24 protein-coding genes are annotated in these 22,833 nt (G+C 44.6%); all 24 read right to left on the bottom strand.

The window, feature by feature from the left end:
* Positions 1-3 precede the first annotated feature (3 nt).
* The gene (locus tag PNIG_RS06815; RefSeq protein ID WP_089368093.1) at positions 4-261 is read right to left on the bottom strand and encodes a hypothetical protein; all 258 of its coding nucleotides are present in this window, start codon (positions 259-261) and stop codon (positions 4-6) included.
* Entirely contained in the window at positions 261-731 is a 471-nt protein-coding gene (locus PNIG_RS06810; RefSeq protein ID WP_089368092.1) for a hypothetical protein, read from the bottom strand. The genes PNIG_RS06815 and PNIG_RS06810 overlap by 1 nt, the downstream gene beginning before the upstream one ends.
* 1 nt (position 732) lies before the next feature.
* Positions 733-1,368: a vWA domain-containing protein gene (locus PNIG_RS06805; RefSeq protein WP_089368091.1), complete on the bottom strand. Its 636-nt coding sequence runs from the start codon at positions 1,366-1,368 to the stop codon at positions 733-735.
* A complete protein-coding gene (locus PNIG_RS06800; protein ID WP_089368090.1) occupies positions 1,361-1,786 on the bottom strand; it encodes a hypothetical protein in 426 nt (141 codons plus the stop codon). The genes PNIG_RS06805 and PNIG_RS06800 overlap by 8 nt, the downstream gene beginning before the upstream one ends.
* A 38-nt stretch (positions 1,787-1,824) precedes the next feature.
* Complete coding sequence (locus tag PNIG_RS06795; RefSeq protein WP_089368089.1) at positions 1,825-5,481, bottom strand: phage tail tip fiber protein; 3,657 nt, start codon at positions 5,479-5,481, stop codon at positions 1,825-1,827.
* A complete protein-coding gene (locus tag PNIG_RS06790; RefSeq protein ID WP_089368088.1) occupies positions 5,482-7,092 on the bottom strand; it encodes a hypothetical protein in 1,611 nt (536 codons plus the stop codon).
* A gap of 50 nt (positions 7,093-7,142) precedes the next feature.
* Complete coding sequence (locus PNIG_RS06785) at positions 7,143-7,469, bottom strand: hypothetical protein (protein ID WP_089368087.1); 327 nt, start codon at positions 7,467-7,469, stop codon at positions 7,143-7,145.
* Positions 7,470-7,480: 11 nt separating this feature from the next.
* A complete protein-coding gene (locus PNIG_RS06780; RefSeq protein ID WP_089368086.1) occupies positions 7,481-8,119 on the bottom strand; it encodes a hypothetical protein in 639 nt (212 codons plus the stop codon).
* A complete protein-coding gene (locus tag PNIG_RS06775) occupies positions 8,109-11,006 on the bottom strand; it encodes a hypothetical protein (protein WP_089368085.1) in 2,898 nt (965 codons plus the stop codon). Before PNIG_RS06775 ends, PNIG_RS06780 begins: the two co-directional genes overlap by 11 nt.
* Position 11,007: 1 nt before the next feature.
* Positions 11,008-11,661, bottom strand: a complete 654-nt coding sequence (locus tag PNIG_RS06770) for a phage adaptor protein (RefSeq protein ID WP_089368084.1) — start codon at positions 11,659-11,661, stop codon at positions 11,008-11,010.
* A complete protein-coding gene (locus tag PNIG_RS06765) occupies positions 11,661-12,221 on the bottom strand; it encodes a hypothetical protein (RefSeq protein WP_089368083.1) in 561 nt (186 codons plus the stop codon). The genes PNIG_RS06770 and PNIG_RS06765 overlap by 1 nt, the downstream gene beginning before the upstream one ends.
* Before the next feature lie 3 nt (positions 12,222-12,224).
* A complete protein-coding gene (locus PNIG_RS06760; protein WP_089368082.1) occupies positions 12,225-12,674 on the bottom strand; it encodes a hypothetical protein in 450 nt (149 codons plus the stop codon).
* A 64-nt stretch (positions 12,675-12,738) separates the two neighbouring features.
* Positions 12,739-13,119: a hypothetical protein gene (locus PNIG_RS06755; RefSeq protein ID WP_089368081.1), complete on the bottom strand. Its 381-nt coding sequence runs from the start codon at positions 13,117-13,119 to the stop codon at positions 12,739-12,741.
* 53 nt (positions 13,120-13,172) lie between these two features.
* Positions 13,173-14,384, bottom strand: a complete 1,212-nt coding sequence (locus PNIG_RS06750; protein ID WP_089368080.1) for a N4-gp56 family major capsid protein — start codon at positions 14,382-14,384, stop codon at positions 13,173-13,175.
* A 9-nt stretch (positions 14,385-14,393) separates the two neighbouring features.
* Positions 14,394-15,485 (bottom strand): hypothetical protein, encoded by a 1,092-nt coding sequence (locus tag PNIG_RS06745; RefSeq protein WP_089368079.1) that lies wholly within the window; start codon positions 15,483-15,485, stop codon positions 14,394-14,396.
* 67 nt (positions 15,486-15,552) lie between these two features.
* Positions 15,553-15,753, bottom strand: coding sequence for a crAss001_48 related protein (locus PNIG_RS06740; RefSeq protein WP_089368078.1), 201 nt, complete (start codon positions 15,751-15,753; stop codon positions 15,553-15,555).
* 5 nt (positions 15,754-15,758) lie between these two features.
* Positions 15,759-16,148: a RyR domain-containing protein gene (locus tag PNIG_RS06735; protein ID WP_089368077.1), complete on the bottom strand. Its 390-nt coding sequence runs from the start codon at positions 16,146-16,148 to the stop codon at positions 15,759-15,761.
* A gap of 2 nt (positions 16,149-16,150) precedes the next feature.
* Complete coding sequence (locus PNIG_RS06730) at positions 16,151-18,247, bottom strand: portal protein (RefSeq protein ID WP_089368076.1); 2,097 nt, start codon at positions 18,245-18,247, stop codon at positions 16,151-16,153.
* 3 nt (positions 18,248-18,250) lie between these two features.
* On the bottom strand, positions 18,251-19,984 hold the full coding sequence (locus PNIG_RS06725; RefSeq protein WP_208619491.1) for a terminase large subunit: 1,734 nt from the start codon (positions 19,982-19,984) through the stop codon (positions 18,251-18,253).
* Positions 19,984-20,697: a hypothetical protein gene (locus PNIG_RS06720; RefSeq protein WP_089368075.1), complete on the bottom strand. Its 714-nt coding sequence runs from the start codon at positions 20,695-20,697 to the stop codon at positions 19,984-19,986. Before PNIG_RS06720 ends, PNIG_RS06725 begins: the two co-directional genes overlap by 1 nt.
* Entirely contained in the window at positions 20,697-21,038 is a 342-nt protein-coding gene (locus tag PNIG_RS06715) for a phage holin family protein (protein ID WP_089368074.1), read from the bottom strand. Before PNIG_RS06715 ends, PNIG_RS06720 begins: the two co-directional genes overlap by 1 nt.
* The gene (locus PNIG_RS06710; RefSeq protein ID WP_089368073.1) at positions 21,038-21,529 is read right to left on the bottom strand and encodes a hypothetical protein; all 492 of its coding nucleotides are present in this window, start codon (positions 21,527-21,529) and stop codon (positions 21,038-21,040) included. Before PNIG_RS06710 ends, PNIG_RS06715 begins: the two co-directional genes overlap by 1 nt.
* The gene (locus tag PNIG_RS06705) at positions 21,526-21,951 is read right to left on the bottom strand and encodes a DUF5675 family protein (RefSeq protein ID WP_089368072.1); all 426 of its coding nucleotides are present in this window, start codon (positions 21,949-21,951) and stop codon (positions 21,526-21,528) included. The genes PNIG_RS06710 and PNIG_RS06705 overlap by 4 nt, the downstream gene beginning before the upstream one ends.
* A gap of 176 nt (positions 21,952-22,127) precedes the next feature.
* Positions 22,128-22,832, bottom strand: coding sequence for a hypothetical protein (locus tag PNIG_RS06700; protein WP_089368071.1), 705 nt, complete (start codon positions 22,830-22,832; stop codon positions 22,128-22,130).
* Position 22,833: the final 1 nt, after the last annotated feature.

Here is a 22,833-nt window from a genome sequence, read left to right as displayed (position 1 = left end):
CCCTTAAAGTGATCCTGCCGCCAAACCAATAGCTGCGCCAATAGCTGCCCCCCAAGGCCCGCCAACAGATCCCGCCTGCGCGCCAACCATCCAGCCAGCCATAGCGCCTGTGCCAGTTGCGCTAATTTGCGATGACTTCTTCTGCTGCTTTATGCCTTCATTAGTCATATCGCGCTTTTGCTCCATATCCGACAGCGTTTTTAATGAGTCGGTCGCTTTGCCTTTTGTGCTTTGGCCTGATTGCATAATTGAGTAAGACATTATTTACCACCTATATCAGCTAGGGATTTTGGCGCACCGCCTTGCCCTGTTAAAATTTTATTTTGCAAATCATCTACCGACTCGCGGGTTTCGTTGTTGATTGAAGCCGTAGTAAGCCCTTTTAGTAATCCTTTGTTGGCGCTGCCTTGCGCCGTTTCTTCGGGCGATAAGCCATAGCGGCCCAGGCGCTGAGATTCAGCAACTTGAGACTGAGCAAAGGCATTGTCTATATTCTTTTCATTACGCTGCATTTGCTCGTTCAGTAGCTTGTCGCTAGTAGCCAGGCCAAATAATTCTTCTTGCACCGGTAAAAAACGGTTTTTGTAATCTTCAAATTGCTGGCGTGTTAAGTCGGCTAACGCATTTTGGTACTTGTCTGTGCGTACATTTCCCGATTCCACGTGAGCAAGTTCTGCGTCTTTTACCTGGTTAGTTGCTGAGTCAACTGTGCCGCTGTATATGCTAGCCATATTAATCTCCTCCTATTAGTGTTTTGTTTATGTCGCCAGGGGTTGCGGCGTTAGGATTAATTACTGCGTCGGGCTTTGGGGGTGGTAAGTTTTTATAATAACTACCTGCGGCCCCAGCAACTGCCCCCGCTGCGCCTATGTAGCTATCGTTTATAGCCTGCTTATTTCTTGCATCGTTAAATGCTTTTTGCTGCGAGCCGTAAGCTATATCGCTAAGCGTTGCCGTTGCCTGCTGAGATTGCCCTTGGCCCATTGCCATGATGTTGCTCATTTTGCCTATGTAACGCTCCTGCCCAGCAACTTGCGATCGAGCAATAGCGTCACTAGTTACAGATGCCTCACCGTCGGCCATATCGCTAACAGCGTTTTTAAACTTGCCGCTATTGGGGTTTATCCCGCCGGCCTCCATATTTGCTAGCGTGTTATTGCTCGCTTCTGAAAATGACTTTTTATAGCCAAGGTTGGTGTTTTCAGCTATATCACCGTAAACACTTTCATCATTCGATTGCTTGGCATCGTCAATAACCATGTTTTCAAAAGGTACAATCTTCTCTTGATAAAGGCCCCACTCCTCGGCGTACACTTTCGCAAGCTCTTTTTCATATTCAGTTTCTTTTACTTCGTTACTTTTACCCATGATCAACCTCTAAAAAGTGCCGCCATATTGTTAAATTGTCGCGCTCGCCACTGCGAACCCAACCATGTAGAGGGGCTATTTTGTTAAAACCGCGCCTGGCGGTTGCAAATTCTATAAACGAGGCGTTGCCACAACGGGCAAGCCTAATGATATGGCGAAGATAGCGTTGTACTGCGTTTCCGCCATGGCAGGACGCAATGGTCACTTCAATAAATGTATTTTTATCAATATGGCGCGGCCATAAAACAACAAAACCATCGGGTGCTAAAAACAAAAAAGCCCGCTCATTTGAGCAGGCTTTATTTATTTCAGAGTATAGGTGTGGGTCGTTTGCAATATTACCTATTCGAGTTATTGGCTCTTTAAGCCTATCCCGGTGATTTAACCACGGAACGCATTGCAGATACGACTTTTCCATTATGTAGAAATACTAACCTATATTGGGGGGTTTATCCATTATGAAATTGTGGAGCCAGCTTTAAATGCTTGGCATAAAATGTTGCCCCCCAGCTTCATGCTCCCAGCACCTTCGACCTTACCTTTAACGTAGTAAGTTCTTGAGGTGTTAGCCGGCAAGGTAACGACTACCGGCTCAACTAAAGTTGACGAGGTGACGCCTGCATCAAGATTTGTACGCACCTCTGTAGTGGCGCCGCCCGACCATGTAACCCTGGACTTAGATGTTCCAAATGCCGACCCCGGAAGCTGCCCAGATGTAGCGGGCATTTCAGCTAAGAGCCCGCTAAATACAACAGTCCTCGCGAATGGCAGTGCGGATACGGTAAACGTTGCGATTGTTACTTCGTTAAAATTAGAGACCTGATTCCCAGCCTTAACCCTAGAGTCCGTCACATCGCCCTCAAGGTTTTGAGCATACACGGTGCCGTAAAAACTCGCGTTTTGCCCAAACAACGAGTTTATGTACGCCGTATCTATTTGCGCACTACCAATAGCACCGTTGGCTATGTAGGTTGTAACGTTTGAACTCAATATTTTACTAAGTCCAGCAAAAGGACCAAGTGAAGGCTTCCCGGTTATGCTGTTGTAAGCGAGTGAGTTTAAGTAAGCAAGCGAACCAAGTGCGGGCCTGCCTGTTACCTCGTTATATGCCAATGAGTTTTTAGCGGCTAAACTCCCCAGCGTAGGCTTGCCGCTCAAGTCGTTATAACCAAGACTACTTAAAAACGCGAACGCCCCAAAGCTAGGCTTGCCGCTTACCTCGTCATAGCTTAATCCGTTCTTTGTGGCCAGCGAGCCCAGGCCAGTTACTTTAGATGAAGGGATGGCCCCGGTAGACGACATAACAATGTTGCCGTTATTGTCTTTGATAGTAACTGATTCAAGCGTTGCGCTCTTAGCAAGCATATTACCGCCAGGATCAATTGAAAAGTTATTGCTCCTTGCGCCATTGGCGGGATTGTAGTTGATAGAAGGCGAAGTAAAGCGGGAGCCAACCAGCACACGATTAGATAATAAATCATCTGTAACTAGGCTCTTAATAAATGCCTGGTCAATTATTGCGGTATTTATAACCGTTTTACCGCCTGAAACTGCAAATACCGGTGTTAAGTTAGTAGGATTCTGATCCGTTATAATTGCAAACTTAGCGCCCTTCACTGCAAAGATAGGATCAACGCCATCATTGACTAGCCCAAGGCTCGACTGCAAGCCATTAACACTGGTCTTTACGCCCCACAACGCTGAAAAATCACCCTTGTTAGATGCAACCGTTTGGCTTAGCGTCTGCAAGCTAGCCCCAAGACTATTACCGTTAGCATCTTCAATTTGCGATTTTAGTATTTGGCTGGCGGTACTAATAGCATTGTCAGCACTTAATTTGGTGTAGTAGTTATTGTAAAGATTTGCGCCTACACTGGTGCCATTAGGGTTTTCAATGGCGCTCTTTAGCTGCGTAGTAGCCGAGCTTATAGCTTGATTAGCGCCAGCCTTTGTGTAGTAGTTGTTTTGCAGATCAGCCGACACCGCTTTTATATCGCTGCCAACGCTATCGCCGTTCGGGTTCTCTATTTGCGACTTCAAAAGCGTGCTTGCACTGCTTATAGCGGCGTTTGCAGCACTCTTAGTATAATAGTTGTTATACAGATCCGCACCAACACTACTACCGCTAGGGTTCTCAATAGTGCTTTTTAGTTGTGTTGTGGCCGAGCTTATCGCCTGATCAACTAGTGTCTTAGTGTAATACCTGGTTTGCAGGTCCGACGTCACAACCTTTAAATCACCGCCAACGCTTGCCCCGTTGGGATCTTCTATTTGCGACTTGAGTAATTGCGATGCCTGGCTGATAGCGCTATTCATGGTCGCAGTAGTTGAATAGTTGTTGTATAAATCTGCGCCTACACTGTTGCCGCCGGGGTTTTCAATAGTCGATTTTAGTTGAGTTGTCGCATCACTTATTGCCTTTTCCGTGGTAGCCGTGGTCGAGTAGTTAATCTGCAAGTCAGCATTTACGCGTTCAACCTCTCTATTTGTTTCACCTATATTACTGCTTAGCTCTAGCAGGTTTCGTGATACTGCGCTGGTACTTGTTGATATTGTTTGCTGTAACTGGCTAAGTTTGGCGCTACTGTCGCCTAAATCGGCACGCATAGTAAACAATGAGTTAGCAATAGCTTCTTGCTCATTCGCCAGGGTTTTTTGCTGCAAAACTATATCTGCTTCTGCTGCGGTTTTTCTTTCCTCGCTCACATCATTTGCTAATGCGTTTTCAATAACCGCTTGTGATGCTTCGGTATAAGCAGAGTTAAGTTGCTGTACTAAATTAGCCTCAGTTTCTTTTGAATCCGTTTTTGTTTGGTAGTTATTAAACAAGATAGAGCCAAGACCTTCGCCGTCTGGGTTTTGAATCTCAGATATGATAAGCGTTGCTGATTCTGATATAGCCCCATCAACACCCGACTTAGTGTAGTAACTTTGCGTTAGCTTTGCATCTACTGCAGCGTTAACGTCGGTTGTTACCGTTGAGGCCATGGCGGTAGTTGCTTCGCTGATAGCCTCGTCCGTACTAACCTTAGTGTAATAATCGGTCTTTAGCGCTGCGCCTATACTTGTGCCGTTCGGGTCCTCTATTTGCGACTTTAGAGTTTGCCCGTAAGCCGCTATAGCCTCGTTAGTGCCAGCCTTAGTAAAGTAGGTTTCTGAAATATTGCCGCTAAGCGATATGCCTGAATCCTCAATTTCCGCTCTAATTGTTTGGGTAGCCGCTGCTATTGCCTCGGTCGCCTCTGCCATAGTAAAAAATTCATTGTCTATTTTTGCCTTTACATCGCCTACCACTGTTTCCAGTGATACCAGCTTTTGCGTATTTGACTGCCAGTTTTTATCACCTATCAATGCCGCGTCAATAAGCTGCCTGGCTAACGTGTCCGTTTGCGCATCTATGGCCTCTACTCTGTTTTTGTAACCCGATATGTCAGTTTTAGCATTGTTAAGCTCAAGCGTTAAATCAGGAATAGTATAAATACCAGGTATGCTATCTAGGTCGGGGATCGCGTCAATCTCAGACGTTAAAAATTCCCCTAAGTGCGACTTCTCAATTAGCCCGCCTATTTCGCCTAGTATCTGCTCTGCGGATTTTTGCGTTTCAACGTAGAGCCCTTTAGCGCCTTGGGTCGGCCCTTTCATATCGGCCACATTGACAAAGCGCACCCAATAGTAATAGCCGGTTCCCATGTTCACGCTATCACTAAAAATATCGGTTACTTCTGTTGCGATTAGCGTTGCACTGCTAAAAGAGTCCGTTTCACTGCGCCATATCTCCGCATAAGCATGGCCTCTGTAGGTCGGGTGATCCCATGTTAATGCAATAAAAGTAAAGCCGCCTGTACCCGTTAAATTTACCGGGGCGTGCGGGCGCTCAACACCGCCACCGCCGATTGGTAGATTGCCAGCACCACCACCGCTAGCATTATTAATTAGCGCGCGGCGCTTCATATCATCTAAGTTTACTAGGTCCTTAACTAACAGCGCTCTGTTTTCACCGTTGCCACGCTGCCCGGTTAATATCTCTATATTTTCGGTGATCGCACCTTCCGATTGACTTTGCTTTGCTTGGCGGGCAATGCCTGGAAAGCTGCCCTTTTTAAGTTTAGCCATTTAAGCTGCCACCTCGCGCATAGTCGTTGCAATAGAAACACTGTGAATTGTGCCTTGTCCGTAAACCTCAAAGGACCATGAATTACCGCGTGTGTTAGGCAGTCTAAATGCTGATTTAGGTATTTTCCCTGGCGCTAAATGCAATACCTCAACTTCATCGGCGTAAATGCGCAGCCCTGCAAGGTTCAAATCAACGCCTTTTACCATTGCGCATGCAAAGCTTAGGTCGTTTGCTATAAACTCCTTAGACTTCCATTCATAGCTCATAAGCGCAGGGCTTGCCTCCCACTTACTCAAGTTTTGTCCCTGGCAAGTGTATAGCGCATCATCTATCAGGCTATTAAAGCCGCAATTAGCCGTAGCGGTAAAGTGTCTAAAGTCACCGCTTCTTGGGTCAAATATAAACGCCTTATCTAAGTTGGCTCCATAAAACGCCAAGTAACGCCCCTCCTGGTGGTACGCTTCAATAGTATGGGGCTCGTATTTTTGCCACTGCTCGCGGGTTATTATTTGGCTTGTCAGCATAGATAATCCTCCGCCATTAAAGCCTATTAAACCATCGGGGCTTGCGTAAATAAGTGAGCCGTTAACTATCACCGCAGAGCGTGCGCTAGTGCATGATTGGTTAGACTCTAGCTTTTGGCCGGCTATCGCATCCGGGCTAATGCCACTAAATAAATACGGGTAGCCCTCGGTTAATACCGCAAGCGTATTGCCAAGCGCAGCGCAGGTAACTATTTTATGTTCGGTTGTTAGCTGGTAACTACTAGGCCAGGCATATGGTAGGTAGGATTCACTAAAGCAAACGGTACTATCAAAAAAGCCAGCCAATATACCGTTAGCCATTGACGTTAAACCGATCATGTTTTCGTTTGGCATTTCATAATCGTAGGTATCAAGCGACGAGCCAAGTGCGTCAGTTGGTATGTTGTCAGTAAACTGATCTTGTGAAATAGGAATTTCAGCAACAAATAAGTAATCAGCTATGCCGCCACCGGTTGCCGTTCGGTATATTCGTCGGTGCGTTATATTCGACGCATTAACGTTTGGTGGTGAAAAGGCCAGCGATACAAATGTACCCTCTTCGTTGGGGTAGCGAATATCAATACGCTGCGATGCTTCTCCCGGTGGACCCTCTTCGCCCTGCTCAGTAACAAACGTATGCGTGTAATAACGCGTTTCATCGTCGTTGGGATCGACTTCATCGGTAGCCGCATCGTTAACAATAGCGATTATCGGCACTTCTGGCGATTGAACGCCCAGGCGATAGGCACTAGCTGGCATGATGGAACCGCTAAAAATCGCGTTGTTCGTTACCTTCGGGTAGCCGTCACCAGTAAAGTAAACACGTTGCCATGGATCGTTAGCAACCGGACTTGCTACCGCGTTAACAACTTTATTCCATGAAAACCAGTATTCATTTAGGTGCTTGTAGATCGTCTTTGCATTAAAGATAACGGTATCGCCGGTAAGTGCCGGACGCTTTAAAGGCGATAAGTTGCCATTATCAAAGTGGCAGCCATAGGCTTTAGAAGCTGATTCGTTAGGGAGCAAGCGCGGATCAACTTTAGGCCGTTCACCGGCAAATGTTTTAACGGATATGGCAGGCATAGTATTCGCTTATAGTTAGATTAAATGTTTAATTGCTGCTGTGGGGCGGGTTATCTGAGTTTTATTACTTTGCTTTCCCATTTGTGTGCGCGCCTGCAATGGTTATCTCCATCAAAAGGACGCGCTAAAAAATCAATAACAAGCATTTGATACCGGTAGCGCTTATCGTGCGACAACCTAAAGCTACGCGCTGAGATAGATTCGAGCTTTGTGCCATGGCAAATGCTGCAAATAGCAACGTCTATGCTATGCAAGCTATTAAAGGCCCAAGTGCTACCTGCCAATGCAAATACAGATAAAATTACAAAGGGCCATACAAACAAAAGGCCACATAAAATGTAGCCTATTAACGTTCTGAGGGTTTTAAGTGCGGTCAAGGTAATTACCCCTATTCAAAGTAAGCTTTTCGAGCCATGATGAATTGCAAACCAAACTGCTTAAATTCTGCTTCATCAACTAGCTCTACAACCTGCTCGCCAGTTGCTGTTTCGGCATTAAACTTAATCGGGAAAAACTGATCTCCCGCATCAAATTCGGTAGCTAAGTCAAAGGCAGACTTTAAAGCAGATAAGCCATTTTGGTTAGTTTCGTTTAGCGATACGTTAACGCCCTTCACTTCTATACCTGCCATCTTAGTTAGCTTTCTTTGGTAAGGCGCTAGCACTTGCTCAACGGTTCTAACTTCGGGGTGTAATGGCTCAATAGGTAGTGGCTTTGGTTCTACTTCGGCTGTTATACCATCGTCGTTTTCTATTGGCTCAGGTAAATTAGCGTTGTACTCGTTTACTTTGTCTAGATCAACTAAGTAATTAAAGTAGTCTTGCGCCCAATTCCACTGCTCGCCTAAGCTTACTAATTCAGCAAATTTATTAATCACGGCTATAGGTTTACCGAGCGAAATTAATCGCTCAATATCTTGCTCGGTTTTAGTGTCGGGTCGAGCGCGTAACGTTGGCAAACCTTTTTCGTTTAAAATAGGACTTTGCTTTTCATCTAAAACGATAAACTCAAATAATTTACTTGTCATTTTTAATCCACCCTAGTGGCTCTACTATTCTAGCAGTCCCGTAAAGTACGGTATTGCCGTTATCGTCTAGCCGTGTTGCTTGGTTGTCTACAATATGTATTTTGCTATCGTCACCCCAGTCTGTGCCATCGTGTTTAAGCTCTGTATAGGCGTAGTTAATAAAACCCTGTTGGTTTTCTTCTACGTTATAGTTTAGGGCTTTAACTCCTGAACTATTATTACTCGGGGGGGCTAGGGGTATCGGGGGATGCTCCATTAGGCTGTTTATATCTATAAGCTTTGTTGTCGGAAAAATAACTGCCCTTAACCAAGGGATTTCAACTACTTTGTTTGTACTGACAGAGGAAGTACCAACTTTACTCGTTAAAGAGTACAGCAGTACAGCCCCACCTCTTAAATCTGAGGACTCAGTACTACAGATTGAACCTAACCCCGAAATCCCCCCATAAACTACACTATTTGCACTTTTTGCCGTCACTCGGGCTTTAGTTTTGTAGGGAAAAACTACAACCGTACCAACGAGCATAGTGTTACGAAAAGAATTTGCGGCTTGAAGAGTGCCTGTATTCCAAGAGTGCGTGGTTGGGTAAAATTCCCATATCTCACCATTACCACCCCCAAAGCGACTTACCGGTAGACTAGATATTTTGGGACGTGTAAGTTTAAACTCTTGGTCTATTCCACTGGGGATTATTGGTATCCAACTGCCTTGCCACCCATCTTTAAGATCCTCCGTTTGAAGAATAACTACAGGGTCACCAATAACATCAACATGAGTGTACTCTTCCGAAATAGATATACCTGTTTCCTTCTCATGCACTATTGTTCCGCTTGCAGATCGACTTACTAATTCTGAAAAAATAATGGTACTATGACTAACCGAAGATATAATTCTCTTTCTATATACCCCATCAATACCATGGACGAAAACAGTATCCCCTACACTAAATTCTTCTGTACCGCCTAAGGGGCTTACCCCTGACCCTTGTGCGTTAGCAGAGTCGGTAGTTTTTATGATTTTTGTAAGTTTTAACTTCTCTCTACCTCGGTATTCGCCTGACTTAACAGCTAAATCTGCCTCGGCAAAATCTTCAGCTTTCAATCCCCAAGCAGAGTAGCGCATATCTCGGCAAACACCGCCTTGTCCGCTAGCGTAGATTGCGTCATAGAAACGCCCGTCTGGTCTTGGGTATCTACCATTGACAGAAGTAGTATCTGTAGATCCATCTGCAAAATTTGCTGTACAGGCATTTGTAAATGTGTCAAGTGTAGAGGTTAGGGCTGAAGAGCTTGAATCCCAGAATGTTCGGTTATCAAGGTTAATACCATTGGTTGAATATGCTGTGCCTGAACTGTTGAAGCTTGGATGATAAGCTCCTTGGTTTAGGCGATTAACTGCGCCGCAGACTAGGAAATAACATTCTCCATTAATACCTGCGCTTGTATCTACCGCACTAATTCCAAACATAGCACCAAAGATGCCCTTTGATTCTTGCACTCTAGGATGAGAAACATCATCAACTCTAACTCTCGCGGAGTAAAGAGGGAATCCTGCGCCGTCTGGTAATGGTGTACTGTTTTTTCCTTGCGGTCTTAAGTGTATCACAGGACTAGAAACTGAATAATCTAAGTATTGGGCATCTATGTCTGTATGTAAATTGCCCCAATCCCCATTGCCCGCACCTGCAAAGCTTCGACCACGAACACACCATTGGTAAAATTTACCTGTCTCATCATCGAAGTAGATATTATTAGCTGGGTCGCTGGCTATTTTAATTCGGTTAGCTTCACTTGCTGTTTGCCAGTTAACGCCTCTACCGCGACTATTTTCATCGCCTTCATACCATGCAAAGTAGGTTATAGGGCGGACGTTATCGCTAACCGTTGTAATGCCGTCAATATCCGCTGCTAGGCTTTGAAGTAAGCCATTGGCATACACAAACGGATCAGCATCATTAATTTCACGTAAGAACGCCTCAAAGCCCCACATATCAACGCGGTCAGTTACTACCTTGTTTGTGGCGGTTTCACTTGCAAAGGCAATCGCTGGTGTTGAGTGTTTTACGCTGTTACCTGTTGCGCTGTCATAAGTACGTGTACCATCTTCGGCGGGTGGGAGTTTTACAGAATTTAGTTCGTAAGTGTTACGATTTTTTCCATTTCTCATTAATAATTTAGTAGTTATACCTGAGATATTTAAAACAGGATAATCAAACTTACTTTCCCCCAATCTTGCTAGTTCTCTCCCTAGAAAAAGTTCTGACTGATAACCTGTTGTGTCAATTATATACAAACCTTGATTTACAAGTCCCCTTAAATTAGTTGAATGCTTACCAAAATGCACAAAACCACTGGCAGCAAACATTTCATTATTCTGTTTACGGTTAGCTTCAAACTCAACTTTACGCATAGCCCACGGGTAGGGATGGATTTCATCTAACTCAGCCAAGCGGTTATCGTGATCAGCTACCATTTGCGCCGGCGTTTTAAGTGAACGCTTCAAACCATGACTATCAGTTAGCTCTTCACTGGCGTTAGTTGAGTTTAACCAGGTACGCAGCTCGTCTAAAAACAATTGCTTTTGATTGAACTGTACAGCTATTTGGCCGGCAATGCGCGTGAGTATGGTCCCTGAAGTGTTTCTTAAAATGGCGTAATTAGTACCACTTGCCGTTGTACCTTCAAAGCCGCGATCAAGCGTAATGCTTGTGTCGCTATCAACTGCGATTACTTCATACCAGGTCTTTGCATCTATAGTGAATGCATCACCAATAGCGATAGCAATAACGTCATTTTGCCAGCTGCTACCTACACCGGTAACGGCGGCATTATTTTTAGTTACGTTTACCGTACCTACGCGATACCACGCGCCTGCGCTTGCCGTCATGTTAGTTTCCTTTCTCTTCGCCCATCATCGCAACGTCAGCCTGGCTTTTTTCGCCTAGCTGGCTTCTAAATGCGTTCATGTGCATTTGACTCTTGTTTGGGTTGGCTGCATATTCCGCATCTTTCATGTACGCGCGGTATAAAATCCATTCAATAATGGCGTTTACATACACATCATCAAGTGCGATAACTTCGCTCGAATCGTTGGCAGCTGAATCAATCGCCGGCGGCGCTTTAGAGTAAACAAGGGTTAAATTAATATCAGCAACAACGCCAGGGTAAACGTAGAATGTTTTAGGGTTGCGCTCGTCATAAATATAAAGCTCTACTTCTGTAGCGGTTTTGCCCGCATACCAGGTGTCGTAGTTATCATCGAGGACCTGGCGATTATAAGGACCACGAATAGCTTTACCGCTGGCGTTACGCGGTATATCAATTAACTTAAGCGCGTCGGCTGGTAATGACTGCTTTACCCCGACTACACATGCAAAGTCGTCAACGTCAACGGTGTAAGAGTCAGGGCGGCGTAATACAATGGCGCGCTGTGCATCGTTTAAGTAATTTAACAGCTCGTCTTTAGGCCAGCGAGTAAAGCCAGGATCGTTTAGCAACTTATTAACGCGTTGCATGATTTCATTTGATGTAACTATAGCCATTAGAAAAATACTCTTGGTTGTGTTGGTCTTTGCTCGTCCAGGGCTTCAATAGCAACTTGGAAGGCATCGCGGTAGCCATCGGTAAAACGGCGTTTAAAGTAGTCAGACTTTGATAAGTCGGTCCATTGAGTGCTAGGCATCATTAACAGGTTTGCGGCTGCGCCATCTGCGATAGCATCGGCCCACCGATTAACAATGGTGTTATCTGCTTCAAATTCATTGGGCAGCATAAATTGCGGGGCGATATGGTAAAACACACGCATTTTTGAAGTGGTACCGAGCGCCGTTATTTTGCCGTCGGCTGATACCGTGTAATCTTGTGCGCTTTTAAGCTCGCGCCCATTAGCATCTAAAACAAAATCAACACTTACAAATACGTGATCACTATCAATGTTAAGCTCCCCGCTTTGCCCTTGCTCAATTTCTTGAGTGCGAGCTAAAAAACGAGACTCATAACAAAACTTTTGATAGGCGCGACCTAGTTGGTCCTTTGCCATTTGATCAAGAACGCCCCCGCAGCGCTCACGAACCAACGGGATCAAGCTAGATAGTTGCGCCATTGGTTACTCTCCGCCGTTTTCAGTAGCAGATAGCGCACGTACTGCGTCGCGTACTCTTAGCTTGTAAGCGGGTAACGGCTTTTTAGCGCCTTCAATAACCAGATCGTGCGCAACAACAAAGGTATCAAGCTGTGAAGAGCTGTATTTGCCCAGGTCGATAGTTTCGCCGCCCACTTCAACAGTAAGATCCGCATCTTTAATGGCTTTCTTTTCAGCTTCTTCCGCGGCTAAACGCTTTTGCTGTTCCGCTTCTTGCTCTGCTTCTAGTCGTTCGATAACGACTTCTAGCTCAGACTCAAGCACCCACACTTTTGGGTAACTTAAAAAGCGTTGCAGTAAATCATTATCCACTGGCACTGGCTCTAGCTGTTTAAATACTAAGCGCGTACCGCATACAGTGTCTTTTTTAAATGGCTTACTGCCAATGTAGACAATATTAGTTTTAGTAGTCATGGTTATTCCCAATAAAAAAGCCCCGCAAACGCAGGGCTAGATTTAAACGTGTATCGAAAAAGACTTAGTAGCCTTTGTAACGGTACTCAATTTGCAGCACCACTTCGCCGGTAGCTGCGCCAGTGCCGGTATTCTTAACCACTAAGTCGCTAGGGCCTTCATCGCCAACGTAGTGTGGCTTAATGTAAGTAACGCCATCACCTGCCGCCACTGTTGAGAACGCAGCTAAATCGGCTGAATCGCCATTGCGACTAACCACTTGTGCGGTCACTTCTGTATCAGCGCCAAGCGCGTCATTGATAATGCGAACGGCAGTAATTTGTGTACCGATAGGCAAGTTTGCAGATGCAACGGCCACGCCATTTACTGCTAACGCCGCTAAGGCCAGGGTAACGCTGTGCATTGATAAATTGCCCGCAGCGCCTTTGTAAAATGTTTCTTTCATGGTGTTATTCCAATTAGTTAACGAATAAAAGGCGACCTAAGCCGCCAGCTAAATTAAAGCGTAACGGCAGTATCAAGGACCATGGTACCGTAATCGTTTACGCGGCCTGACTTATCAGAGAAGCGTACTTTCTTACAGCCATTCATCCATACGATTGCTGTTTCATTGGCGTTGCCATGGTCGGTTTTCTCAGTAGTCATAGAGAAGTGCGAGCCTGAATCAGACTTACCGTATGCGTTAGCAAGTGCCTGGCCACCTAATAAGATAGCGCGGTCAATGTCTACGCCTGCAGTAACCTGCTTGGTCGTTGCAAGTTTGTCATTGTTAGATACAGTAACCGTATCGCCCGCATAAAAGCGCACTGGCTTACGATATTGACGTACAAGAATGTTACGCCACATGATCACATCGCCTTTGAATACCGGGTGATTGAAACCTTGGCCGCGTTTAATCGCGCGTGATTGTAGCTCTTGTAGCTTTTTATCAGTCGCAGAAGCCCACAGGTCACGCCATTGACGCGGAGTAACAAACAGCAAGAAGAACGGTGACTCATTCGCCATCTGATCCGCTTCAAACGTGATGTGTTTCATCGGGTTTGATTGCTCTTCAAGAATAAGCGCTAAATCATCTAACTTTTCTAGCGTCATAATATCCGCAGCATCAACGGTTTCAAGGCTAGTCGCATCACCACCAAAGATATGGCGGTCATATGTAGGTGCCGTTACGTCGTTAACCATGATTTCTTTAAATTCTTCATGGCTTTCAAGTGGGATAATAATATCTTCCGGGGCAAATGAACCACGCGCACCAGCAAGGTGGTACATAGCAACCTCGTCTTTAAGGTCGTTGTAGTAGTTACCTAGTAGTGTTTTAGCCGTTGTAAGCAAATTATGCTTAGTACGCTTTTGTGACATTTTGCCACCGCTATCAACCATCTTACGGCCTTGGTCAATGCGCAATTCAAATACTGTCTTGCTCAAGCTCTCGCCTCGGCCTTCTAGTTTTTTATCGCCCATTGTTGGCAAACCGCCTAGATTATGGAACAAGTCCATTTCTACCGCGTCGCCCGCTTGGCTTTGTAAGTCGTTGATCATAACAATAGGTGCGCCCTTTTCAGTTTGCTTTTTGTTATGTGCCGTGTCTGCCTTTGCCGCTTTTGGAGCTGCGCCGGTTAACATATTCACAAACGTATTTTGACGACGAGTGTGGGTAAACAGGGCAGCGCCAAACGCCTTGGCTGCTTGCGCTCTTGTAATTGTGCTCATTTTAATTTCCTAGAGAAAGTCTGACGCGCTCTCAAGCATCGCCTCAATTTGCGCTTCGGTCATACTTGCCATTTGATCCGTGATAGTACCGGCATCTTTATCTAGTAAGTTTGCGTTAGCGCTTGAGTCGTTGGCTTGCGAGCCTAAATCAGTTGGGGTATTTGGAATAGGTGCAGACGTTCCGCTGCTGCTTGGCTTGGGCTTATGCTGTTCGCCAAACGCGCTTTGAACGCGCTTTTCAACTTCTTTAAAACGTTCTGCTACTGGTTTGTTTGCAAACGATGGGTCTTTTGCGAGCTTGTCGTCAATAAGGCGTGCCATGTCCCACTTGTCCGCATCACTGTTCATCCACTGCTTTAAGTGCTGTGACTGCTCAAATGCTACTTGCACATCGTTTTGTGCAGGCGCTTCTTGTGGTTGGCTTTTATTTCCGTACTGCTGAATTTGGTTAGCAAGTTCGCTAACTAATTCGCCTAGCTCTGGGTATTCGTCCTTAATGCGATTCATTAGCTCAGGATCTTTTAGCATTTCACCTGGCAGTTTACGTGGATCTATTCCAGCTTCTTTTAGCTGACTGCTATGTAGCTCGGCTACACGTTTAGATTCTGCAAACTGGCTTTCAAGCTCTGCTTTTTCGGTGGCTAGTCTTTCGCGTTCGGCTTCGGCTGCTGCTGCGCGCTCTCGCGTTTGCACAAGTACGTCATACGGTAAACTGTGCTGACCGTTCTTGCTGCTTATATCCGTTGCTTCTACGTAATACTTACCATTAATTTCAACAAAACCTTCTGGTGCTTCACCCTCTTTGGTTGACGACTCCCCTTCTACGTCTGTTTTAGCTGGTGTTTCGCTTACTTCCTGCTTTGACTCTGGCGCTGGCGCGTCTGCTTTGGTGTCTACTACAGGCGCTTCTTCGCCATCTTCGTCACCAAATAAAGTACCGCCCTCAATATCAAGACCAGCTAGTGCCGCCTCGATTTCTTCATCAGTGCCATTTGCTAATATCTCGTCTAGTTCGTCCACTTTATTGCCCCATCGACCATTTAACGTATGGTTACGAAAATTAAAATTCAGGCGTATCGCTGCCCCTGCGAGTTTGTGCATCGCACAAAAAAGCCGCCTTGAGTTAACAAAGCGGCTTCATTTCTGCGTAGTACGTGTTTTATGCGGCCTATTGATTGACCCATATTCTGCTCGCTAGCGTTTCGGCGTAAGCCTCCATAAATCCAGCCTGTTTAATCATTCTCGCCTGCTCCAAATCATCAAGCGTTTTAAATATCTCATTGCTATGAATGAAAGTGTTAAGTGCTTTTATCTTAACGGTTAGCTCTTTGTGTTCGTCTTTCATTCTTTCTACGTGGTTATTGCTCATTTATCTTACCCCGCGTGAATGGCTTGCTTGACTACGCTATGAAATAGCGCATCTTTGACTTGCTGTTTTTCTGGCAAGTGATGAAATGGCTTTAGGTGCTCATGCGTTTTGCTTTTGATTGAGCGTTTAGGTCCATACTTCCAGCCGGCAACAATCATTTTTGCCACCCATGCGTCATGCCATGCCTTCGCTTCGGCCTCGACGTTCAAAATTAAAAACGCTACATGTTCAATAACAGCGTCTTTATCTTGCTGCTCAAGTTCATGCCAGTGCTTTAACGGATCACGCATTACCGCAGTGTAAGCGCGGTGGACTTCGTGGCACATTTTGGCAATGGCCTTGATCTGCTCCATATGTTCTTCCGGTATGTGGTCAAGGCTTTCTAGTTGTTTCATCGCTACACCTGTATTGCGTCTAGTTGCTGTTGAATGTTTGCTTGCACGTTTGATTTCATCGCTGCTATCTCAGCATTGCTACGTCGCACTTCGCTTAAAATCTTTTCAGTTTCAGCTATCAACTTGTCGTCTTTAACTTCTTCTGTTTCAGTTTTCTTCTGTAATTCAAGTATTTTTACTTTTAGCTGTTCGCGCTCAAGTGCAAGCTTTTCCATATTGCCTTGGATTTCTTGCATTTGTAGTTGCTCCATAGCCTGCGCTTTTTCAGCTTGTGCTTGTGCTTGTGCAAGTTCTTCTTCGCTCATATCTTCTTGAGACTTAGGAATGTTTAACGCCTGGCGTAACGTTGCCAAAAACTCCTCTTTATTCGGCAGGTCCATCAATTCAACGAACATAGGCATAGTTGCTGCTTGTGCTTCTGGCGGTATCTGTGCCATTACATTACTTAGGAGTGTTGCTTGCTGCTGTCGATATGTTGGCGTTGCTTTAACTGGCGCTAATGCTAAGTGACCTTTCCAGCGTGCTACATCGTTATCGCGCTTGCCGCTTTCATTCGGTTGATTAAGTACAATCTGCTTACGCTTAGCTTTGTCGTCGCGATTAGCGGTTACTTGTACGTTGTTTTGCGGCTTTAACTCTTCAATGATGTAAGCAAGTAACAGGTCGCCTACGCGGTTACGTGAGAAATGAAAGTTATCGTTTAATTCGGCAAGTGTTGTTGTACCTTGCTCAACCAAGTTAGATATAGCGATACCACTTGTTGCGTTACTGTCCTGCCCAAGCATTGAGTTGTAAACGCCGGCTGTGTCCTGGATTAACTTCATATCGTTTTGCATGAGGTTAAATTGCTGCGCTGCTATACCTACATCATTTTGAATGCTTAACGCATCAGAGGCTTTTAGCTTGTTTTTACGCTCCGGATTTAACGGTATATAACCGTCCGGCTTTTCAATTTCTTCTTTTAGTCTTTTATCACTTAACTGCGTTGCATCTTCATCGGCTATTACTCTTCGTGCTTGCAGCAAGTAGTTAAGACGTATAACGCGGGCGTTAATACCATCTTGTGCTGGCACCATGCGACTGATTAAACCATAAGGTTCACCGCTTGCATCTTTTTGGTAGCCAATGAAAGGCACTAAGTTATACATGCCGCCCGGCGCTTCACTAGGCCTGTCGATAATGCGGTGTGGACCAACAAACCAAGCCTCACGAACATTAGGAAACGCAGCGTATTCAAGAGTAACCTTTCCGCTTTGTACTGCCGCTTGATGAATTTGATTGTTTTTATCGTATTCAATTACGCGGCCATCGCTCATTTTAATAACATGCGCGCGTTTCCATACTTTGTAGTAAATAACTTGCAGTAATACGCGGTTGCGAGTTTGGTCTAGCCATTCGCTTTGCCCGCGTGTCCAACTTTGGCTATCGTGCCATGCCGAGTGAAGAGCATGATCATCTACATGCTCTTTATCTACCGTGTTGTAAAAATCTTCCCACAAATTAACTGAGTTCTTTAAAATTTCTTTGTGTTCAGGGAAAGTTGCAAGGGCTTCGTCCAGGTCTAGCCATTTTTTACGCAGCATCCAACGTGCATCACTACGATCAGCTTCTTGTGCGTTCCAATCCCACCATACTTCGCGGCGGTGAATAAACTTAACACGATAAGGCGCAGCAAAGGGAATAGGGTTTTTCGTAACTTCTACCCAGCCAATGCCAGCTTTTAATTGACTAGCATACGCATCTGAACAAGCACGATCAGCATGAGACAAGCGCCAGGAATCTTTAAACTTTTCATTTAATGCTTTAGCCAAATCATCACCGTTTTCATCATCGGCAACAATCATTAGGTCTGAACGCGATCGAGCTTCAAGTCCTAGCACACCATCAATCGTAGGCCCGATCATGTTATGCACTATTTCGGGCTGTCCGCGATCGCGTAATACTTTTCTTACCGCCTCGCTTAATTGATCGCCGTCATAGTACGCGCATGCTTTAGTTGCTGGCGTGCGCCAATCAGGTTGGCTGTCAATATCGCCAAGCAGGGTTAACAGCTTATCTAGCGTAAAGCCGTCTTTATTTGATTTTACGTGATCAGCCATCTGTTATCGTGCCATCCAAGAGTTAGGGTTATGGGGTGCTGGTGTATTGTCTTTAATTAATCGCTTAGGCATTCTTACTCGCATTTCTTGCGCAATTGCATAGCTCATTACCTGGTCATCAAAGCCGCCTGGTTGCGCGCCCATCCGACCTTTTTTGTCGTAAACAAATGTATTAAGCTCATTAACTGTGCCGCGCCATACAATGCCGTCCTTATCGTGAGTAAGTAGCTCGTCTAGCCCGCTGGTTAGAATTGGCTTTGATTGTGCGCTTGTATGCCAGCCTACCTTGCGTGTTTCTTCGTCCGTATCTTCACGATCAATATGTTCTTCCGTGTAAATCCGGCTAGTTGGGTAAATATCAACAAGCTCTTGAAGTGTTGCATGACCGTGATTGTTTCGCTCAACGCCAATGTAGGCCTTGTTATACATAAGTCCGATATGCTTGTTTATGTGTGCAAACCGCTTAGGGTCTATAAGACCGAACCAATGTGCTACCTGTCGCCCATCCGAACTGGCAACAACGTCTAATGAGCTGCGATCGCCGTGTTCCAATCCTTCGGCAACATCGGCACCGATCGCATAATCTTCGTTATCGTCGGGTAGCTCCCAAATAAGCAGGTACCCAAGCGTTGACTGAGCCAACTTATCGCCGCCTTTTGCGCTTAAATCAACTTTACCGTTCATTTTTTTAAGCTTGCCGGTGTATGGTTCAATGTCATAAACAATTAATGGCTTAACGCATCGACCTTCGGCACGCATTAAATCATCGCTATCAAATACTTTGCGGCCCGACGTTAAGAAAGCCTCCATCGGTGTAGATGGATATTCCTGCTTCATCTTGCCTTTTTGGTTACGCTCTTTGCCTATGTACCAGCTAATTTGCTCGTCTGTTAGCGTTACGCCATTAGCTTTGTCAACCGCTTTAAAGTATTTAGCCTTTTCCTTTGAAAGTTTTAGGCCGCCTGGCGGTACTGGGGCCACATACTTAGGATCATCAAACCAAGGATAAAAATGAAATTTAAAGTCTTGCGGGCCAAGCATTAATCCTGACGCTAACAGCTCCATGGCATCGACTGACATATCAAAGAAATTACCGCTTGCGCCTTCGGCTGTTGACTCTATAAAAATATAAGAGCCTTCATGTACCGCGTTTAGTGAGCCCGATTGAACCTCGTCTGCTCGCAATGGGTAGTTAGCGCATATCTTGCCGTATTCTGATACGTGCAAAACCTGCAGCGTTCCCGAACGAAACGATACTGCAACCCTTATCCATGAGTCATTGTTAAACTTAATGCCAGTGCCGGTTTTACTCTTTACTGAGCGCTTACCTGTTTTTAACCAACTTGGTAACCGCTCATAGGGGTATAATATCTTTGATGAAAATATTGCACCGGCTTCGTCTTTGCCCTGGGCGATTACCCCGCACTGCCTATTGTCGTTAAACATTGCATGGTCCAGGATAAAAACCTGTATTGCTGTACTAAACCCCAATTGACGCGCTTTTAATATGATGTTTAAAAACCACATCGTCATAAACAGCACTGTTTGCGCTATACGACAACGAAATAAAACCTCTTGGCCCTTTTCGTTAGCAATTATGTATAAGTTGTTTATTCGCCACCACCAACAATCAAGGTATGGCTCGCAACGCTCTAATAACTCAACTTCGTCTAATTCAAAGCGTTCTTCTGGTGTTAACCAAGTGCTTTTAGGGTATTTAGCTAGTTTGGGCTGCATTACTGACTAACCACGGTATCTAAACCGCCTGTGCGCTTATCAATGAAATCATCGAGCTTGCTAGTGCCGCCCGCTTCTTTGCGCGCTTTAACTGCTTCATGTTCTGCAATATCTGCCTGGTGTTTGCCACGCTTAGTAGAATGAACAAGCGCTTTGGTTTGCTGTGATATGCGAGCAGTTTCTACAATCAGCTTGCCGCGAGCCAGCGTATCTGTTTCAAGATTTGATAATGTTTTAATTATTGACTCAACACGCTGGACGTTTCTATCAAGCGCATTCTCGGCTTTAAACATTGACTCATAAAGTCGTGTTCTTGCCTCATTGTCAGTGTCGGGATCATCTAATAGCTTTTGAATGCCATGAATAGCATCCATAACCATATGAATACGCGCTCTGCAAAGATCTAATTCATCTTCCAGTGTTGTTGCTTCAACAAGCTCATTCACATCATTATTAAAATATTTTGTGTAACCGCCATGCTTAACTAAATGCAGGTTTCTACTACCAGGCTTTACACCGGGCTTTTGCTTTCCTTCCTTGGTTTTACGTTCTTTCGCTTTTGGTGGTTTCTTTAAGTTAGCTTGAGGGAGTTTTATATATCTTCTGGCTGTCGCGTAGTTGATACTATTACTTTCGCAAAATTCACGCGGCCCTATACCAGTTTCAGCATGCTCTTTTAGAAATAGCGCGCTTAAATCGTCCCATTTTGACACTACTTATCACCGTTACTGCCCTTAATGCCAATGCGATGCTGAAAGTAACGCTCTAGCAAAAAGATTGAACGGCCACCCATATGACCGGCTATACCCGCTGTGGCTGCTGTTATCGTTACAGACATACCTAATTCTTGGCATATCAACACGGTAATAATTCCTGCAAAACCGCTAACAGCCCATTCACCAACTAGTTCAACAATACTAAAAGGTAGCTTGTCGTTTTTTCGGCGGTTAATGTAATTCACAGTGCCACCCCATACAGCTAGCAAAACAAACCAAACATAACCAAGTCCTAGATCCAGTAAATGTTTGATGATTGGACCTGTCTCTTGTGGCATTAGGCTTTTCCTAGTTTAGCTTTGACAATGCGCTCGATAAGCGGCGTAACGTTTTTTATTGCTCTTTCGCCGAACAGAAAGCCAAGCACTAACAAATTAATAATCCAAAGCGCGCTCTCTTGAGCGTCAGATAACCCACTCCATTTACCGCTGAATATCATAAAATCCATGTATAGAGTTGAATAACCCCATATTGGTCTTTGGCATCCACGCAAAAAAAGCATTAAGGGGCCAAGAACAGGTATTGTTTTGAGGTCTTTGGCTGTGCCTTCCAGCTCTGCAATACGATTATTAAACTCTGCTTGCGCTTCGTTCGTTAGCTCTTGGCCCTTTAATGCTTTCTCGTCTACAGCGTTTTGAATGCGAAAATCAAGCTCTGCTTTTTCCTGCTCGCTCATGCTAGGCGGGTAATACTCTTTAACCGCATTAACTACTGATGATCCTAAGCCACCGCTGAAAAAGTCTATCGCCTTTGTGAATATGTTACTCATGCGTTTACTATCTCCAGCGTTGTAGACTGACCATTCAGCAGGTCCATTAATTTATTAAACGTGTTTTCGCTGTTAGTAACAGCCCATTCACCGCTCACACTGCCAAGTCCATCACCTGGTGCAATACAGCCAGCTAATTGGCTCGCTTTGTTTGCAACATGCATTAGCACATGCGTTCTTTGCGATGGACCATAACGAGTAACACCTAGCTTTTCTTGTTCAAGTGCGTAGCAGTCGCCATAACGTGGACTTTCATGCGGCAAGAAGTCATAAATACCGACAGGAACGCACGACACGTAACCTTCATTATTCTTCCACTCACGCTCAACGGTGTAACAAAACAGTTCGCCATCAACATACAGTTCGCCAAATGTGCCAAAGATACCAGCGGGAGTTGGAAAACGTTTAAGTAAAAGTTTCATGATTGGCCTTTTGTTTCACGCATAAAAAAGCCCGACCATAAAGATCGGGCAAATTGGGATAGCAAGTAGCATAAGCAAAAAAAATCCGCTCAGTCATAAACTAAGCGGATTTCTTCAACATGGAAAATAGTATATCAGGATTGGGGGGTTTGCAAGTTTTCAGTAAACTGACAAAACTAAAAGATATCTAAATGTTTTAATCTATAGTCATTCAGCTTCTCGCATGACTTAGAATATCCGAAAAATGCCCCTGCAATACAAGTTAAGTTATCTTCCTGCTTTAAATTGTTGTCCAATAATTTAAGAAGAAGTTTTACTTCTAAACCTGCTAAAGAGTTAAGTATTGCTATTAACTCTGAATCCAAAAATGGTGCTATGTTAAATAACTTATCAATAATTTCTTCCAGCTCATCTTGATCATAAATCAGGGAAGTGTACCAATTAAAATAAGAGCCATCTTTACTGCTTATTCGTAGTTTGCACTGTTCTCTGGGGCTTACAAGTTTAAACGCCTGCATAATACTGTCTAATCTATGTTGATCAATATTAAGTCCTGATGATTCCTCGAGGCCTTCTAACTGTCGCCTATGCTTTGATGTTATTCTTAATACCCACAAAGCGACAGTTGGCTTTATGTTTTCCCAATCATCCACTTCCTTTTTTTTTACAACGATCAAATAGAATATATAGCTTGAAAAAATAGCTATAGAAACTTGACTTAAAATATGTGTTAGCTCTGCCCCCCAACTAAACGTTTCAGGCAGTCTATTAAGCCAGAACTCATAACAAAGAGAAAAAAATAAAGAGCACGCTGAAGCGATATTAATTAATGGATGAACTGATGAGAAATACTTTAAAAATCTACTTTGGCTAATTCTCATA

It is taken from the genome of Pseudoalteromonas nigrifaciens (genome assembly GCF_002221505.1).
Taxonomy (GTDB): domain Bacteria; phylum Pseudomonadota; class Gammaproteobacteria; order Enterobacterales; family Alteromonadaceae; genus Pseudoalteromonas; species Pseudoalteromonas nigrifaciens.
This window is presented reverse-complemented; position numbering and strand designations above follow the sequence as displayed.

Coding starts and splice junctions, on each gene's coding strand:
- PNIG_RS06735 (WP_089368077.1), bottom strand. CDS start 16,148: ATGAAACAACTAGAAAGCCTTGACCACATACCGGAAGAACATATGGAG.
- PNIG_RS06755 (WP_089368081.1), bottom strand. CDS start 13,119: ATGAAAGAAACATTTTACAAAGGCGCTGCGGGCAATTTATCAATGCAC.
- PNIG_RS06700 (WP_089368071.1), bottom strand. CDS start 22,832: ATGAGAATTAGCCAAAGTAGATTTTTAAAGTATTTCTCATCAGTTCAT.
- PNIG_RS06765 (WP_089368083.1), bottom strand. CDS start 12,221: ATGGCGCAACTATCTAGCTTGATCCCGTTGGTTCGTGAGCGCTGCGGG.
- PNIG_RS06770 (WP_089368084.1), bottom strand. CDS start 11,661: ATGGCTATAGTTACATCAAATGAAATCATGCAACGCGTTAATAAGTTG.
- PNIG_RS06800 (WP_089368090.1), bottom strand. CDS start 1,786: ATGGAAAAGTCGTATCTGCAATGCGTTCCGTGGTTAAATCACCGGGAT.
- PNIG_RS06710 (WP_089368073.1), bottom strand. CDS start 21,529: ATGAGTAACATATTCACAAAGGCGATAGACTTTTTCAGCGGTGGCTTA.
- PNIG_RS06730 (WP_089368076.1), bottom strand. CDS start 18,247: ATGGCTGATCACGTAAAATCAAATAAAGACGGCTTTACGCTAGATAAG.
- PNIG_RS06740 (WP_089368078.1), bottom strand. CDS start 15,753: ATGAGCAATAACCACGTAGAAAGAATGAAAGACGAACACAAAGAGCTA.
- PNIG_RS06705 (WP_089368072.1), bottom strand. CDS start 21,951: ATGAAACTTTTACTTAAACGTTTTCCAACTCCCGCTGGTATCTTTGGC.
- PNIG_RS06775 (WP_089368085.1), bottom strand. CDS start 11,006: ATGACGGCAAGCGCAGGCGCGTGGTATCGCGTAGGTACGGTAAACGTA.
- PNIG_RS06715 (WP_089368074.1), bottom strand. CDS start 21,038: ATGCCACAAGAGACAGGTCCAATCATCAAACATTTACTGGATCTAGGA.
- PNIG_RS06815 (WP_089368093.1), bottom strand. CDS start 261: ATGTCTTACTCAATTATGCAATCAGGCCAAAGCACAAAAGGCAAAGCG.
- PNIG_RS06750 (WP_089368080.1), bottom strand. CDS start 14,384: ATGAGCACAATTACAAGAGCGCAAGCAGCCAAGGCGTTTGGCGCTGCC.
- PNIG_RS06745 (WP_089368079.1), bottom strand. CDS start 15,485: ATGCACAAACTCGCAGGGGCAGCGATACGCCTGAATTTTAATTTTCGT.
- PNIG_RS06810 (WP_089368092.1), bottom strand. CDS start 731: ATGGCTAGCATATACAGCGGCACAGTTGACTCAGCAACTAACCAGGTA.
- PNIG_RS06795 (WP_089368089.1), bottom strand. CDS start 5,481: ATGGCTAAACTTAAAAAGGGCAGCTTTCCAGGCATTGCCCGCCAAGCA.
- PNIG_RS06790 (WP_089368088.1), bottom strand. CDS start 7,092: ATGCCTGCCATATCCGTTAAAACATTTGCCGGTGAACGGCCTAAAGTT.
- PNIG_RS06760 (WP_089368082.1), bottom strand. CDS start 12,674: ATGACTACTAAAACTAATATTGTCTACATTGGCAGTAAGCCATTTAAA.
- PNIG_RS06805 (WP_089368091.1), bottom strand. CDS start 1,368: ATGGGTAAAAGTAACGAAGTAAAAGAAACTGAATATGAAAAAGAGCTT.
- PNIG_RS06780 (WP_089368086.1), bottom strand. CDS start 8,119: ATGACAAGTAAATTATTTGAGTTTATCGTTTTAGATGAAAAGCAAAGT.
- PNIG_RS06725 (WP_208619491.1), bottom strand. CDS start 19,984: ATGCAGCCCAAACTAGCTAAATACCCTAAAAGCACTTGGTTAACACCA.